The sequence below is a fragment of the Roseibium polysiphoniae genome, from assembly GCF_014842925.1.
GTDB lineage: Bacteria > Pseudomonadota > Alphaproteobacteria > Rhizobiales > Stappiaceae > Roseibium > Roseibium polysiphoniae.
This window is the reverse complement of the sequence record NZ_JACYXJ010000007.1, coordinates 239,271-253,600: the sequence shown is the minus strand read 5'-3', so window position 1 is coordinate 253,600 and position 14,330 is coordinate 239,271. Positions and strand designations below refer to the sequence as shown.

The following is a 14,330-nucleotide window of genomic DNA, read 5'->3' as shown; positions in this document are numbered from 1 at the left end:
CGCCCGCCGCAGGATTGCGAGTGATTGATCATGTTAGCCGCCGCTGCCCAAGACGCCGATAGAGAGTTCAGCTTCAACGAGCAGGAATTCCGCTACATTGCGGACCTGGTCAAGACGAAGACTGGGATCGTTCTCGCTGATCATAAGAAGAACATGGTCTACTCGCGCCTGGCCCGGCGCCTGAGAGCGTTGCGTCTTGAGAGCTTTGAAGCCTATTGCAGTTTTCTCGAGAGCGGAGACTCCGAGGATGAAATGGGCATGTTCATCAATGCAATCACCACCAATTTGACCCGCTTCTTTCGCGAGCCCCATCACTTCGATCATCTGGCGGAAAAAATGTCGGAGCAGTTTGGAAACGCTCCAACCGCCTCGCGCATCAGGATCTGGTCAGCCGGATGTTCATCAGGTGAAGAGCCGTACTCCGTCGCAATGACCATGGCAGAGAGCCTCACACGGCTTTCGGCCTATAACTTCCGAATTTTGGCGACCGATCTGGATACCTCCATGGTCGCCAATGCAACAGCTGGACGTTACAGGCTTCGAGACGCGGAAGGTCTTTCCAAGGCTCGGCTTGCGAAATGGACAATTCAGGATCGCAGCAGGAATGAGATGACCATCAAGCAGGGACTGCGGGATCTGATAACTTTCAAGCAACTCAACCTCCTTCACGACTGGCCGATGAAGGGGAAATTCGACGCGATCTTCTGCCGGAATGTGATGATCTACTTCGATGGCCCCACGAAGGACCGTTTGCTGAACCGGTTTCACAGCTGCCTGGCGCCGGGAGGATGGCTTTATATCGGGCACTCGGAAACGATTCTGGAGCAACGGGACCAGCTGATCCCGATGGGCAAAACCATCTATCGAAAGGCCCTCCGGTGAGAACAGCGGCGTCCCTCGCGCGCTCTGGCCAGCGTTTTCCAGCTGATGCTCAGATCGAACAGACCGCGCTTTACCACAAGGTCCGGGTCCTTCCAGGGGACACAAGAACGGTCTCTGAGCCGGAGCAAACGCTTGTGACAATTCTCGGCTCTTGCATTTCGGCTTGCATCCGAAATCCGAGAACCGGCTTTGGCGGCATGAACCACTTCATGCTGCCTCAAAGTGATACCGGCCAATGGAACGGAGCAAGCGCTGCCCTGCGATACGGCAATTTCGCGATGGAAGCTCTGATCAACATGGTCCTGAAGAGCGGCTGCTCCCGGCAGGAACTCGAGATCAAGATCTTTGGTGGCGCGAACCTCGGATTTCATTCGGCCCGTGTCGGAACCAAGAATGTCGACTTCGTGAGGCAGTATCTGCGCACGGAAGGGCTAGCCGTGTCGGCATCGGATGTTGGTGGAAATCACGGCCGGAGGATCTACTACCGCCCGTCCACGGGCGTCGTTCGCCAGCTTTATATCCGCACCAATCAGGAAGCACGTGTTGCGAGTGAAGAACTGAACTACGCCGAAACCCTGAAGACCGAAACCGCGTCCGGTTCGATCGAACTCTTTTGAAGCAGGTCATGACCATGTCCCGAGAGATAAAGGTTCTGATAGTCGATGACAGCGCGCTGGTTCGCCAGATGCTGACGGAAATGCTGTCGTCCGACCCGGCAATAAATGTTGTGGGAACGGCTTCCGACCCGATCTTCGCGCGGAAATTGATCAAGGAGCTTAATCCGGATGTTGTGACGCTGGATGTGGAGATGCCGCGCATGGACGGTCTTCACTTTCTTGAAAAGATCATGACCTTGCGCCCCATGCCCGTTGTGATGGTGTCGTCGTTGACCCAAAAGGGTGCAGATGCAGCTTTCCGGGCTCTGGAACTGGGCGCTGTAGATATCGTCGGGAAACCGACACTTGATCTGAAAGATTCATTTCAGCACCTTCGCAGCGAGATTACCGCCAAGGTCAAAGCCGCTGCATCGGCGCGCGTCAGGGCTCGTCGAAGCCATACGCCTCCGCAGACGGCGCGCCCGGTCTCATCGCACTACAAGACCACAGAGCGGGTGGTCTGCATCGGGGCCTCCACCGGAGGTGTTGAAGCGCTTGCACAGGTTCTGCGCAGCCTTCCGGGCGACGCGCCGGCAATTGCGATCACCCAGCACATGCCACAAAGCTTCACGCCGAAGTTCGCGGCCAGGCTCAACCGCATGTGCGCCATCAGGATTGCCGAGGCGCACGGCGGCGAGAGAATGCTTCCCGGACATGCCTATCTGGCACCGGGTGGGACGCATTTGAGCATCCAGCGCTCCGGCGCCAACTACGTCTGCAAGGTTGACGGCAACACGCTTGTCAGTGGTCACTGCCCCTCCGTCGACGTTCTCTTCCGGTCCGCAGCAGAAAACATCGGCGTGAATGCAGTCGGTGTGTTGCTGACAGGCATGGGCCGGGATGGTGCCGAAGGACTAAAGGCAATTCGAGATGCCGGCGGCAACACCATAGGTCAGGACGAGGCGACTTGCATTGTCTATGGCATGCCGCGCGCTGCGCAGGAGCTGGGTGCCGTCGAGCGCCAGGTCCCCCTCGGCGAAGTCGCGGAAACTCTTTTGAATGAATGTGCAAAGGACGGCAGGCAGGCAGTTCGTATCTGATCCTGTGTTCAAGCCGATTTGGAAAGACCCGAGAATGGAGGCCGCCATGGTAGCGAGTGAAAAGGCCGAAGACGTCGCATCAATTGAGGACGTGGATGGAGACCTCTTCGAGGGGGAGACGCACGAGCCGAGGTCGGAGATCGCTTCGACGGGCGGCGAGCAGTTGCATGCCTTCTCTCTTGAGTTGGGCGAGAGCGAGGTGTTGGGCCGGCTTGAGGATCAACGGTCGGTCCAGCAGCAGACGCTGGAATTCTTGATCAAGGAAATCGGCAGTGTCTCCGAGTATGTCGAGGAGAACACCTCGTCTCTGACGGAGCGTTTCCGGAGCATGGCGGTTGCCTCGCGAGAGCAGAGCGGTGTCGTCGACACCATGGCTTACGACGTCCAGCACATCGCGGTCGAAGAGAACGATGTTCCGATCAGCGAGTTGGCAAAAGACCTCTCTGACACGATGGAGGACTTCTTCAAGAAGGTGGTCTTCCTGTCCTCGCGTGGCGTGAAGATGTCCTACACGCTCGATGACATCTTCAAGGTTCTTGAAAACATGCAGGAGAGCATCAACGAGATCGAGCGGATCAACCGTCAGACCAACCTGCTTGCCCTGAATGCCAAGATCGAAGCCGCGCGGGCCGGTGAGGCGGGCAAGGGCTTCGCCGTGGTGGCCGAAGAGGTGCGCAGCCTCGCGACGTCGGTCAACGATCTGTCTTCGGATCTGCGGGATCAGACCAGCCGGGTCACCGCAGGCCTTGATGGTGGCTATTCCATCATTAAGGAAATCGCGACCGTTGATATGTCAGAAGACAATATAGCGGCGCATGAACGCTTGAAGGTCATGACCAAGGGCTTTGTTGACAAGAATGCCCAACTCGCTGGTACTCTTAAGCGGAGCGCCGAAGCAAGTCAGAAAATGGAAATGGAGATCGGCGCGTCTATTGTCGAGCTGCAGTTTCAGGATCGAGCCAAACAACGGCTCGAAGGCGTATGCGACGCCATATTGAAGATGCTGGCGGTTTCAGGGGAAACCCTGCCGGGAACGGCCGTCTCGCTTGAAGGTACGAGCCTTGAGTTTCGACAGGCCCTCGCGAGCGAAATCGCAAACATCTTCAAACTGGGAACGTTGAAGTCCGCGTATGAGGCAGAATTCGGCATTGTGTCCGCCGAAACTGCAAGTGCCACAGCTGACGATGCATCCGGATCTGATGATGACGACATCGAATTGTTTTAGGAGATCCCAATGAATTTGAGAACCGAATGCAATGGAACGCAATACACGGCCTTTATCAGCGGTCAGTTGCAGTATCAGGACAATGGTGCCTTCCGCACATTGGTCGATGACATGACTGAGGCCAACGTCAAGAACTGCGTTTTTGAACTGTCCGACCTCACATCCATCGATTCCGCCGGGCTTGGAATGCTTGTTATCGCGTCCGACGCTGGCAAGAAAAATGGATGGGCGCTGACCTTGAGCGGCGCCAAGGGGCAGGTTCGCAAAATTCTGGAGCTCTCTCGCTTCGACCAGCTGATGACGATCACTGACTAGGCTTTGGGAGTAGGGAGGGAGGACGATGGTCGGAACGGCTCTGACAAGCTCTGACTTTACAGATCCTGGTCCCGCTCCGGGAAGCGGACTTCTGGAATTGGGGACGCTGGCAAGCGCGCGTCTCCTGTTGATCGACGACAGCCGCTTTGCCCGCAAGACCATCAACGCCATCCTGGCCAATCATGGATTTACCAACGTCAAGTTGGCAACAGACGGCGAAGAAGGGCTTCGCGTTGCACGCGAGTGGCTGCCCGAGGTCATTATTACTGACCTTTTCATGCCGGTGAAAACAGGCTTCGATCTGTGCCGGGAGCTACGTGAGGACGCGGCCTTTCAGGAAACGCCGATCATTGTTCAGACGTCGTCCGACACCCCGGCGTTGCGCGGCGATGTTTTTGAAGCGGGTGCTTCGGATCTGATCAACAAGCCAATCAATGCGCGCGAACTTCTGAGCCGGATACGCGTGCATCTGGAACGTCTCCGGCTGATTGAAAGCCTCAAGACCTATCGCCGCCAAATGCATGAGGAATTGAACTCGGCCAAGGCGATGCAGATGGAGCTTCTGCCGGCCGACCAGACGATCGATGCAATGGAGCAGGAATTTCCGGTGAAATTTGCCTGGCACAGCCAGCCTTGTCAGGGGCTTGCAGGCGATATCTGGGGGGCAGAGAGGCTCGATGATCACCGCATCAGAATATGGAATGCGGACTTCACGGGCCACGGCGTCAAGTCGGCGCTGAACACCTTCCGGCTCAACACATTTCTGCGGACCTCCTTGAAGGATGATCGTCGAGGTCCTGGTGATTGGCTTGCGACCGTCAATGATTTCCTGTGCGAGGTGCTTCCCGTTGGGCAGTTCGCAACCATGCTGTGCTGCGATGTTGATTTTCGCGAAAGTACGATCGATCTTGCCTCGGCTGGAGCACCACAGCCAATCCTTGAAACGGATGGGCGCAATGAAGTGGCCTCCATTGGTGGGATACCCTTGGGCATCTCCGAGGGCGTCGTTTTCGACCAGATCCGGCTGCCATTTCCCGTTGGAAGTTGCCTGTTTGCCTACAGTGATGCCCTGACCGAAACACCTTCGGCTGAGACCCCGCTTTACGACATGGATCCCCTGATCGACCGGCTTGACGAGCTCACCGACGTGAAGTTGTCAAAGCGCCCGCTCGCGCTCGTCGGCGATCTTGCTGCCGTGGCGCCGGAGGGGCTGGACGATGATCTGACCTTGGTTTTCCTCGAGCATGTGAAGGTCAAGCGCGTACGCGATGAGCAGGGAGATTGCAGCCAGATACACCTCGTTAGTGAAAAGGCTGATGAGCCGGTGGCAAGCGCTGTGGTTTCCCAGGACACTTTCGTCATTCGGACCATGCAGGATGCCGAGGAACTCACCAAGGAACTGGCAGCGCAATATCCGGAGCCGGATGCGGTTAGTACGGGAATATGGGAGTTGTTGGCCAACGCGATCGAACACGGCAATCTGGCCATACGCCATGACGAAAAAACAGAACTTCTGCTGGCAAATGAGTTGGACAGTGAGATCGAGTTGAGGCTTTCCCTGCCGGTCTTTCGCGATCGCCGGGTTCAGGTTGAATTCGAGAAATCCGACAGCCAGATCAAGCTCAAGATTGCCGATGAAGGCGAAGGTTTTGACTTTCAGACTTATCTGGACGGCGAGGCAAGACTGGACGCGCCCAATGGCCGAGGCATCGCGATTGCGCAGAAGTTGTCTTTCGACGGCCTGACCTATCGGGGAAAGGGCAACATCGTCGAAGCGGTTGTTGAGTTGTCAAAGGCTGAGCCGTGTAATTCTGCCTAGCCTTCGGCCGGGTAAAAATCCCAAACGAGCCTTCGGGCCAACGTCTCTTCGTTATGGCGCATGCGCAAGCTCAGAAGGTCCGACATGGCCTCCATTTGCACGCTGTATGTCTCGGCTTGAACCGCAAAATTCGTCGTCGATTGCGTTTCGTTCGGCTTCAGCAGCAAAGCGGGCAGTTTTTCAAAATGCACATACTGCCAGGTCCCGTCATACCTCGATATCAGGGAGCGATCCCGTCCGTCAGTGCTCAGTGAAAGGCCTTCAGGAACGGTCGCGAGCCAGCGATAATCGTACTCCCATATGGCCGTCGAACGCCACCGATCTGGCGCTTTTCCCTCGACAAAGGGCACCAGGGAACCGCCGTCGGGCGCATGGTTCGGTTCAATATTGAGCAGGTCCAGCAGTGTCGGGAAAATGTCGACCGCGGATGTGAAAGACGGCACCCTGACGGCCTCTTGGGCCGCAGGTGGCTTGATGATCAGTGGGATATGATAGCTCTCGCGGTAGAAGCCACCTTTTCCGAGCATGCCGTGATCGCCCATCATCTCTGCGTGGTCGGAGGTGAAGATAATCAGCGTGTTTTTGAAATCGCCGGAGGTCTTGAGCCGCTCGAGTATACGACCGATCTGGGCATCGACTTCGGAAATCATTCCAAAATAAAGCGCCCTCAAACGTCTGAGATCGCGCTGGCTCAAATCCCGCGCAAGTCCTTTGGCGCCGGGAATGTGCGAGAGCTTTTGGCTGGCTTGAAGCGCCGCCGCCAACGGATGAACCGCTGCCTCAAGGTCAATAGACGCTGACCCGGCAAAGCTTGCATCATCTTCCGGGTCGTACATCGTGTTGTAGGGCTCTGGCACGCAGATCGGCGGATGCGGCCGGAGAAACGAGACATGCGCGAACCAAGGTTCTTGCGGTTCTTGTTCATCGTGCCAATTCAGAAAGGCATCGGTGAGAAAAGCTGTCTGTGTTTCGTTGGCGCCATAACGTGTCGGTGCGAGTGAAATCCTTTCACCCGCCTCAGGCTCAACGTGATGAATTGTATCCAGGCTCCGGCGATCGTAATCGCGCGAGGCAAGCCACGAGAGCCAGGGTTTATCATCCTCCGGGAGAGATTGCCTCACTTCAAAACCGGGAAGCGTTCCCTCGTAACTCTGTAAGTTTGGATCGGCAGGCGCTAGCGTTCTGGGGTCCGGGGACGTGTCGGTATAGCCAAAAAGAGAAGGCAGATATCCCGCCCGGCGCGCGGCACGGGCAATGTTGTCGAACCGATCATCCAGCGGCGCGCCATTCCAGATCACCCTGTGGTTCATCTGGTACAGCCCGGTATAGAGCGACGCACGCGCCGGCGAACACGGCGCAGTGGCAGCATAGTGATTTTCGAAGAACGTCCCATCCGCGGCAAGTTCATCGAGTGCCGGTGTCTTGACGGACGGATGTCCCGCCGCGCCAAGGCAGTCGCCCCGCCATTGATCTGCAGTGATGAGAAGAATGTTGGGGCGGGTGCGCGTCATGCCTGCTCTAGCCTTTCAATCAAGGCAGGAAGGTCTGCCACCGTATCAATGACGTGGTCGGCCCCGGCTGCAGTGAGCTTTTCGGTCGCGAGCTGACGCAGGGCGTCGACTTCCGACTCGGGCAGTGCGGCGAGTTCTTCAGGTGTTTTGCCGGCATAATTCCCGGAAAGCGCCAGACCCACCGTTACGCAGCCTGCTGCGACACCCTCCGCGATCCCCGGCTCGGTATCATCCACCTTGATCACGAGCTCCGGCGGATAGACCACCAGATCAACAAAACACTGGTACATGCCGATCGGCCCTGGTCGCCCCTCGGGGAGGTCGTCCGCACAGATCAGATTGTCCGGCTCATATCCTTGTGCGGCGGCAACTGGCAGCACACGCTTCATGATCGAGCGGGTGTAGCCGGTGGTCGAGCCAATCTTCATGCTGCGCGCTCTGAGCCAGGTGACGACTTCCTTCGCGCCCGGGACTAGGGTTGCGAAGTCGGCCACAACCTCCTCATTCATGGGTACGAAGATCTTGTAGACCGCATCAACATCCGCATCCGTCGGTGCTGCCCCGTGCTTGTCGGTCCATTGGGCGGCAATGTCGGGATCGTCCATCATTGAGCGGATATGATCCCACTTTGGCGCACCCATGGGCGCACGCGCCTGCTCGATCGTCGCCGTAATGCCGAATTTTTCGAAGGCCTTGACGAAAACGCCCATCGGCGCAAAGGAGCCGAAATCAATCATCGTGCCGGCCCAGTCGAAGACGACAGCCTTGAATTTTGTCATGAGGGGGTCCTATCCGAAAAGCTCTTGAATGGTTTCCTCGCCAATGGCGAAAGCAGTTGATGCGCCGCAGCCGGCTGTCACCACAACGATCCGGGTCGCGTCATCCGGTGCATCGGTAAAGCGCCAGCGGTCTGCTGCAGACGCATATGTTCCGATCCAGGCCTCGCTGACCTCATAAGGGCCGAGATCGAGAACGGCATCCATTTCTTCTAAGATGAGATCGTTGACGCCATTGTCGATGAACGGATCAGGTGTAGGGCCATAGTGATGGCTGTCTCCCACAACGAGGCTTCCGTCGGCGGACTGGACGACAATCAGGTGAATGCCATTTTGCCGGCAGGCTGCCTGCTCCTTGTCGAGGAGCTGCTTGAGGGGAGCCGCTTCGGGCAGATCCGCATAGCCGAGATAGCGCGCCAGACCGAGATCAGACATGACGGCGGTGCCCAATGGCGCTGGTTTTTCTGGCTTCACGCGCAGCATCTGCAATTTGCACCGGGTCACACCATAAGGCGCGATGCGGTCGGCAAACAGGCTGGTTCCATCATCGCCAGGACAGACAATCACGGATTCTGCGTGGACGTCGCCACGGGAGGTCACGAGCTTCGGAGTCTCGACCGAGGTGATGCTTGTTTGCCAAAGAAAGTCGACGCCCTTCTCGGCCTCGAGCCAGGAAGCAATGCGTGGCAGGGCATCTTTGGACTCTACACGCAGCTCAAAAGGCGAATAAAGCGCAGCCGATATACCGCCCACGCGTAGGCGAGGCGCTTTTTCCAGCGCTTGAGCAGGTGTGAGCCGTTGGCACTCGGCCCCCATTTCGGTCCGGAGAAATGCGTCAATAACGGCCTCCGCCTCGGGCCTGCGCGCGGTCATGGTGAGGCCGCGATGCAGGATTGGAATGCCAGCGCTTTCGGCAACCTTGCCCCAGACCGTGCGGCTGCGCATTGCCTTTTGCCAGCAGTCTCCGGCTTGTTGCCCGGTGATCGTGACGAATCCGAAGTTGCGGATTGAGGCCCCGTTCGCTGCGGCGTCCCGGTCGATCACAATGACCCTTTTGCCTCGATTTGCAGCGGCAAGTGCGTGCGCGAGGCCGACAATACCGGCTCCGACAACAGCGAGGTCGTAACTGCTTGGTTTCATGAAGTCTCCACCAAAGAGGGACGCAATGAGGTGAGCCTGGCAATGCAGGAATCTTGCCAAATAGGACGGTGCGATCCTGATCGCTTAGCTCATTTAACACGACGGGATTATGATGGTGGCTTAGTTTTCTGTGTCCTGTCGTTTCGCGCCGAAAAATTGCCTCCTGGGGCCATGTCGCAGCTGATTGCGATCTGGACCCGCTGGCGGCCTTGGCCTATTCCTCCCTTCCAACAAAGGGTCAAATGACAGCCACACGGCTCACCCAGAAGGTTCGGGAGAGAGAATGAAAATCTGCGCGACAAAAAAGGCGATCCGTGAGGAGGTTCGCGAGACGAGACGCAAGGGTTTGAGCGTCGCACTCGTGCCGACGATGGGGTTCCTGCATGAGGGGCATCTGTCGCTGGTCCGGGAGGCAGCATCGCAGGCCGACCGTGTTGTTGTCTCCATCTTTGTCAATCCGACCCAGTTTGGCCCGAATGAAGATTTGAGCTCCTATCCGCGCGATCCCGAGCGTGACTTGAAGCTTTTGCAAGACGAGGGCGTTGCGGCGGTCTTCATGCCCGATGTTGACGAAATGTACGGCGTCTCCGGCGACACATTTGTCGAGGTGCCAGGCCTTTCGGGCATTTTGCAGGGCGCTCTTCGGCCTGGGCATTTTCGCGGAGTCGCGACGGTTGTGACCAAATTGTTCAACATTGTCGGGCCGGACGTCGCCGTTTTTGGCGAAAAAGACTACCAGCAACTGGCGCTGATCCGGCAAATGGTTCGCGATCTGGACATGCCGCTCAAGATCATCGGTCATCCGACGGTGCGCGAAGCCGATGGTCTTGCGATGTCGTCACGCAATGTCCGCTTGGAGCCAGATCAAAGGGCGGAGGCCCCGGCGTTGAACCGTTCGCTTCTGGCGGCCAATGACGTCGCACGCGCCGGCGGGACGGTCGCCGACATGGATCTGGCCGTCAGGACGGTCCTCTCTGAGGCAAGTCTCGGCAAGGTCGAAAGCGTTGATATTCGAGACGCCGAGACCCTTGAAGAGCTAGAGGGCGTGCTGACCAGGCCAGCGGTCCTGCTCCTTGCCGTGCGTTTCGGAAAGGTTCTTCTGATTGACCAAAAGGTCATTCATCCAGGGACCAAAGGGTAATTGCACTGGCTCGCTTCAGGGCTTAAATCCAGCGCGACGACGCTTCTTTGAAAGGATGCTCGATGAGCACGCAAAAACCGATCCGCCGTGTCACGGTGCCCCAGATTGCAGCGAGAAAGGGAGGTGACCCGATCGTGTCACTCACCTCTTATCACGCGCATACGGCGGCCATCGTCGATAAATACGCGGATTTCATCCTCGTCGGCGACAGCCTGGGCATGGTGATGCATGGCATGGAGTCCACGGTCGGTGTGCCGCTTGATCTGATGATCATGCATGGCAAGGCAGTGGTACGTGGCACCCAGCGCGCCTTGATCGTGGTTGATATGCCCTTTGGCACCTACGAGGAAAGCCCAGCCGTCGCATTCCGCAATGCTGCGCGGATCATGAAGGAAACGGGGTGTGGTGCGGTCAAGCTCGAAGGCGGCAAGCGCATGGCCGAGACCATTCACTTTCTCACCGAGCGGGGCATTCCCGTCATGGCACATACAGGTCTGACGCCGCAGTCGAGCCACGTCATGGGGGGCTTCAAGACCCAGGGGCGCGATGAAGACAGCTGGCCGATGCATGAGGAAGACGCCAAGGCGGTGTCCGAGGCTGGCGCCTTTGCCATCGTGCTTGAAGGAATGGTCGAACCGCTCGCAGCGAAGATCACCAAGCAGATTGCCATCCCGACCATCGGCATTGGTGCGTCGGCAGATTGCGACGGTCAGATCCTGGTGCTCGAGGACATGCTCGGCCTGAACCCGAAACCACCGAAGTTCGTCAAAGTCTATGGCGACCTCGGCAACCAGATCGAAAATGCGGTCAAGTCCTACGCGGACGAGGTCAAGGACCGCTCCTTCCCATCTGCGGCTCAAACCTACACGTAGGACCCGAGCACGCAGTCAGTTCCAAAGCCCGCCGAACTTCGGGGGGCGTTTTTCCGCCTTGCCGGCGAAATTGATCAAAATGGCGGAGAGAGAGGGATTCGAACCCTCGGAACGCTTGCGCGCTCAACGGTTTTCGAGACCGCCCCGTTCAACCACTCCGGCACCTCTCCGCGGCACTTAAGATAAACGAGTCTCAAGTGGCGCGGAACATAGACAAGGCTTTTCTGAGCCGCAAGAGCCTGTTGAGCGGTTTTCGCGTTTTTTATCGCAGGCGGGAAAGGGGGCGACGACTGCAAGGGCCAGGCAATCGGTAAGACCACGTGCCCGACAACGAGAAAGCGCATTACGGCAAAGCGATAGTGTCCTGGCGCGTCGCTGGTTGATCGGCCCGAAACTGGCAGTTAAGCGTTGACTTGTGAGGCGCCATGCATATAGTGCGCGAGCTTGAAGAGGCGGGATTGGCAACGATTCCGCTCTTTCGCCTTGTTCGAAGGCCTGGCAGGCATCAGCGGTAACATCCGCAGTTCCTGCCGCAAAGACCCTGACTGTCCCAACAGACAAGTTGTTTCCGGGCGCCAACGAACAGCAACGGACCGCATCTGCCGTCAAAATGGCAGAGCGTAGTAAAAACGAAAAGAAGGACGTGCGAGACATGTTCGCAGTGATCAAGACCGGCGGTAAACAGTACACCGTCGCCGCAGACGATCTTCTGAAGATCGAAAAGCTCGATGCCGAAGCTGGCAGCACCGTTACCTTTGACGAAGTGCTCATGCTCGGCAACGGCACCGACACGACAGTCGGCGCGCCGCTTGTTGAAGGCGCCAGCGTTGTTGCTGAAGTCGTTGAGCAGGGCCGTAACCGCAAGATTATCATTTTCAAAAAGCGTCGGCGTCAGAACTCCCGTCGTCGCAATGGCCATCGTCAGTCCTTCACCATGGTGAAAGTGACCGACATTCTGGCCGCTGGTGCAAAGCCGGCGAAAAAGGCTGCGCCGAAGAAGGCTGAAGCCAAGAAAGAAGAGCCGGCAGCTGCAAGCGATGACGCTGTAACGCCGCTGTTCACCGCGCCGGAAGGCAAGGCCGACGATCTGAAGAAGATCTCCGGCGTTGGACCGGTTCTGGAGAAGAAGCTGAACGCGCTGGGCATCACCACCTATGCGCAGGTCGCTGCTTTCTCCGCCGACGATATCGCCCGCGTCGACGATGCCTTGAGCTTCAAGGGCCGCATCGAGCGCGACAACTGGCTTGAGCAGGCCAAGGAACTGGCTGGCGAATAATCGCTGCCATCCGGTCTGAACAACACTTTTAGGAACGAGGAGCACCCTCATGGCACATAAAAAGGCAGGCGGTTCGTCACGCAACGGTCGCGATTCCGCTGGTCGCCGTCTCGGCATCAAGAAGTATGGCGGCGAAGCCGTAATCCCGGGCAACATCATTGCGCGCCAGCGTGGCACGCAGTGGCATCCGGGCACGGGCGTTGGCATGGGCAAGGACCACACAATCTTCGCAACGGTCGAAGGCAAGGTGGAATTCCAGGCCAAAGCCAACAAGCGAACCTTCATTAACGTGCTTCCAGTGGCGGAAGCAGCGGAGTAAAGCCGACGTGTTATCGAAAACCGCCGGCGCCTCATAGCCCCGGCGGTTCAAGATGAACCGGTCAAAGTTCAAGGGGAGATGGGGCGCCATCTCCCCTTTTTCTTTGAATTTTGACTGGAGTTGGAAACATGGTTGTTGAGAGTGATGGTCTCTTAGACGAAAGCTGTCGTGGTGCGGCCCCCTTGCCGCAGGAAGCCGTCCGGGTGCGTCTTGATTTGCCGCGAACGGACGATCTGGCCGATATCGTATATCTGGCCAATAACCATCGTATCGCAGCAAACCTGGCGACCATGCCGCATCCTTTCGGCCTTGCCGACGCAAAGATGCTTGTTGCGAAAGCCGAAGCGGCGAGAGGCAATAGCGCCGTCTTCGCGATCAGGCTGACGGTAACCGGCCGCTTCATTGGCGTCGCCCGCTATGCCGAACTCGAAGCCGGCAGTCCGGTTCACGTCGGCTATTGGCTTGGCGAAGCGTTCTGGGGACAGGGACTTGCAACCGAGGCGCTGCATTCCCTCGTCGATCATGCCTTTACCTATGGCGACATGAGGGAACTTACCGGCGCTTGTCGGGTTACCAATCCTGGGTCCCGCCGGGTTCTGATCAAGTCCGGTTTCCAGTATCGCGACCAGTCGATGATCCATTCGCTTGGTGCGGGCGGGAATGTTCCGATTGAACGGTTCAATCTGGAAAGGGCCGTTTGGTCATCTTTGAAGACGTGGGGAGGGCGCCGGTGATGCTTCCGACCCTGACAACGAAGAGATTGGTTTTGCGACCGATCCAATCGAGCGACGCGGAAGCCATCGCAGCCCTGGGCGGCAAGGACTTCGAGGTTGCAAGGTGGCTGACAGGTTGTTCCTGGCCATACAACGAAGGCGATGCTGAAACCTTTGTTGCCGATGTGATGGCTGGGAACCCGTTGGAGCGCGAAGCGGCTTTCGCGATGACGCTTGGCGGTATCTTTATCGGCATGATCGCGATCGAGGCGCCGGGAGATCTTGAACAGGAGCCTGACTGTCCGACCTTGGGCTATTGGATCGGGCGAAGCTTTCAAGGCTTTGGCTACACCAGTGAGGCAGCGAAAGCTGTTCTGGATTGGGCCTTTGCCGCATATGACTGCCAGGCTATTGCGGCAAGGGCCTATGAGGAGAATACGGCGTCCCGTGCACTTCTCAGAAAACAGGGGTTTCGGCCTGTCGGAATGACAGAGCGGTTTGCCAAGCCCTTGGACCGGAAGGTCTCATGCGTCGTTGTTCGCCTGGAACGGGATGACTTCGAGGCCCGGCGGGTAGCGGCGTGAAGCATGTTACTACCATCGAGCGGCGGGCGCTGCGTCCGTCGTTTGCGGCTGATTTGGACTG

Annotated in this window: 15 protein-coding genes and 1 tRNA gene; 12 read left to right on the top strand and 4 right to left on the bottom strand. The window is 57.7% G+C overall.

All coding sequences use genetic code 11. The features are described 5' to 3' along the window. Positions 1-30 precede the first annotated feature (30 nt). From IG617_RS19440 to IG617_RS19415, 6 genes are read left to right on the top strand one after another with little or no spacing between them, the layout of a single operon-like run. Positions 31-882, top strand: a complete 852-nt coding sequence (locus IG617_RS19440; protein ID WP_192111114.1) for a CheR family methyltransferase — start codon at positions 31-33, stop codon at positions 880-882. Continuing rightward, positions 879-1,499, top strand: coding sequence for a chemoreceptor glutamine deamidase CheD (locus IG617_RS19435; protein ID WP_209008619.1), 621 nt, complete (start codon positions 879-881; stop codon positions 1,497-1,499). The genes IG617_RS19440 and IG617_RS19435 overlap by 4 nt, the downstream gene beginning before the upstream one ends. Positions 1,500-1,513: 14 nt before the next feature. Then, positions 1,514-2,578, top strand: a complete 1,065-nt coding sequence (locus IG617_RS19430) for a protein-glutamate methylesterase/protein-glutamine glutaminase (RefSeq protein ID WP_192111113.1) — start codon at positions 1,514-1,516, stop codon at positions 2,576-2,578. Between the two features lie 46 nt (positions 2,579-2,624). Beyond that, positions 2,625-3,803: a methyl-accepting chemotaxis protein gene (locus tag IG617_RS19425; RefSeq protein WP_192110900.1), complete on the top strand. Its 1,179-nt coding sequence runs from the start codon at positions 2,625-2,627 to the stop codon at positions 3,801-3,803. 9 nt (positions 3,804-3,812) lie between these two features. After that, positions 3,813-4,118 (top strand): STAS domain-containing protein, encoded by a 306-nt coding sequence (locus tag IG617_RS19420; RefSeq protein WP_192110899.1) that lies wholly within the window; start codon positions 3,813-3,815, stop codon positions 4,116-4,118. A 25-nt stretch (positions 4,119-4,143) separates the two neighbouring features. Further along, positions 4,144-5,937 (top strand): ATP-binding SpoIIE family protein phosphatase, encoded by a 1,794-nt coding sequence (locus IG617_RS19415; RefSeq protein WP_192110898.1) that lies wholly within the window; start codon positions 4,144-4,146, stop codon positions 5,935-5,937. Here the strand turns inward: IG617_RS19415 and IG617_RS19410 are convergent. From IG617_RS19410 to IG617_RS19400, 3 genes are read right to left on the bottom strand one after another with little or no spacing between them, the layout of a single operon-like run. Continuing rightward, positions 5,934-7,448, bottom strand: coding sequence for a sulfatase-like hydrolase/transferase (locus tag IG617_RS19410; protein ID WP_192110897.1), 1,515 nt, complete (start codon positions 7,446-7,448; stop codon positions 5,934-5,936). The two genes, IG617_RS19415 and IG617_RS19410, sit on opposite strands and share 4 nt — an antisense overlap. After that, positions 7,445-8,227: a phosphonoacetaldehyde hydrolase gene (gene phnX / locus IG617_RS19405; RefSeq protein ID WP_192110896.1), complete on the bottom strand. Its 783-nt coding sequence runs from the start codon at positions 8,225-8,227 to the stop codon at positions 7,445-7,447. The genes IG617_RS19410 and phnX overlap by 4 nt, the downstream gene beginning before the upstream one ends. A gap of 9 nt (positions 8,228-8,236) precedes the next feature. Then, positions 8,237-9,364: a TIGR03364 family FAD-dependent oxidoreductase gene (locus tag IG617_RS19400; RefSeq protein ID WP_192110895.1), complete on the bottom strand. Its 1,128-nt coding sequence runs from the start codon at positions 9,362-9,364 to the stop codon at positions 8,237-8,239. A 283-nt stretch (positions 9,365-9,647) separates the two neighbouring features. On the opposite strand from IG617_RS19400, the gene panC reads away from it, so the two are divergent. Then, the gene (gene panC / locus IG617_RS19395; RefSeq protein WP_192110894.1) at positions 9,648-10,505 is read left to right on the top strand and encodes a pantoate--beta-alanine ligase; all 858 of its coding nucleotides are present in this window, start codon (positions 9,648-9,650) and stop codon (positions 10,503-10,505) included. A 62-nt stretch (positions 10,506-10,567) separates the two neighbouring features. Beyond that, on the top strand, positions 10,568-11,377 hold the full coding sequence (gene panB, locus IG617_RS19390) for a 3-methyl-2-oxobutanoate hydroxymethyltransferase (protein WP_192110893.1): 810 nt from the start codon (positions 10,568-10,570) through the stop codon (positions 11,375-11,377). Between the two features lie 80 nt (positions 11,378-11,457). On the opposite strand, the gene IG617_RS19385 is transcribed toward panB, so the two are convergent. Continuing rightward, positions 11,458-11,547 (bottom strand) — tRNA-Ser (locus IG617_RS19385). Between the two features lie 482 nt (positions 11,548-12,029). Here IG617_RS19385 and IG617_RS19380 point away from each other — a divergent pair. The 4 genes from IG617_RS19380 to IG617_RS19365 all read left to right on the top strand — a co-directional run bounded on the left by IG617_RS19380 (position 12,030) and on the right by IG617_RS19365 (position 14,269). Next, a complete protein-coding gene (locus IG617_RS19380; protein ID WP_192110892.1) occupies positions 12,030-12,653 on the top strand; it encodes a 50S ribosomal protein L21 in 624 nt (207 codons plus the stop codon). Positions 12,654-12,702: 49 nt separating this feature from the next. After that, positions 12,703-12,972, top strand: a complete 270-nt coding sequence (gene rpmA / locus IG617_RS19375) for a 50S ribosomal protein L27 (protein ID WP_153770478.1) — start codon at positions 12,703-12,705, stop codon at positions 12,970-12,972. A 128-nt stretch (positions 12,973-13,100) separates the two neighbouring features. Further along, the gene (locus IG617_RS19370; RefSeq protein ID WP_192110891.1) at positions 13,101-13,706 is read left to right on the top strand and encodes a GNAT family N-acetyltransferase; all 606 of its coding nucleotides are present in this window, start codon (positions 13,101-13,103) and stop codon (positions 13,704-13,706) included. Next, positions 13,706-14,269 carry a GNAT family N-acetyltransferase gene (locus IG617_RS19365; protein WP_192111112.1) on the top strand — a complete coding sequence of 188 codons (564 nt, stop codon included), beginning with the start codon at positions 13,706-13,708 and terminating at the stop codon, positions 14,267-14,269. Before IG617_RS19370 ends, IG617_RS19365 begins: the two co-directional genes overlap by 1 nt. Positions 14,270-14,330 lie beyond the last annotated feature (61 nt).

What these genes read in the sequence shown, in the direction of transcription:
- IG617_RS19380 (WP_192110892.1), top strand. Translation starts at nt 12,030, where the DNA reads ATGTTCGCAGTGATCAAGACCGGCGGTAAACAGTACACCGTCGCCGCA.
- IG617_RS19420 (WP_192110899.1), top strand. Translation starts at nt 3,813, where the DNA reads ATGAATTTGAGAACCGAATGCAATGGAACGCAATACACGGCCTTTATC.
- phnX (WP_192110896.1), bottom strand. Translation starts at nt 8,227, where the DNA reads ATGACAAAATTCAAGGCTGTCGTCTTCGACTGGGCCGGCACGATGATT.
- IG617_RS19410 (WP_192110897.1), bottom strand. Translation starts at nt 7,448, where the DNA reads ATGACGCGCACCCGCCCCAACATTCTTCTCATCACTGCAGATCAATGG.
- IG617_RS19365 (WP_192111112.1), top strand. Translation starts at nt 13,706, where the DNA reads ATGCTTCCGACCCTGACAACGAAGAGATTGGTTTTGCGACCGATCCAA.
- panB (WP_192110893.1), top strand. Translation starts at nt 10,568, where the DNA reads ATGAGCACGCAAAAACCGATCCGCCGTGTCACGGTGCCCCAGATTGCA.
- IG617_RS19430 (WP_192111113.1), top strand. Translation starts at nt 1,514, where the DNA reads ATGTCCCGAGAGATAAAGGTTCTGATAGTCGATGACAGCGCGCTGGTT.
- IG617_RS19400 (WP_192110895.1), bottom strand. Translation starts at nt 9,364, where the DNA reads ATGAAACCAAGCAGTTACGACCTCGCTGTTGTCGGAGCCGGTATTGTC.
- IG617_RS19415 (WP_192110898.1), top strand. Translation starts at nt 4,144, where the DNA reads ATGGTCGGAACGGCTCTGACAAGCTCTGACTTTACAGATCCTGGTCCC.
- panC (WP_192110894.1), top strand. Translation starts at nt 9,648, where the DNA reads ATGAAAATCTGCGCGACAAAAAAGGCGATCCGTGAGGAGGTTCGCGAG.
- rpmA (WP_153770478.1), top strand. Translation starts at nt 12,703, where the DNA reads ATGGCACATAAAAAGGCAGGCGGTTCGTCACGCAACGGTCGCGATTCC.
- IG617_RS19440 (WP_192111114.1), top strand. Translation starts at nt 31, where the DNA reads ATGTTAGCCGCCGCTGCCCAAGACGCCGATAGAGAGTTCAGCTTCAAC.
- IG617_RS19370 (WP_192110891.1), top strand. Translation starts at nt 13,101, where the DNA reads ATGGTTGTTGAGAGTGATGGTCTCTTAGACGAAAGCTGTCGTGGTGCG.
- IG617_RS19425 (WP_192110900.1), top strand. Translation starts at nt 2,625, where the DNA reads ATGGTAGCGAGTGAAAAGGCCGAAGACGTCGCATCAATTGAGGACGTG.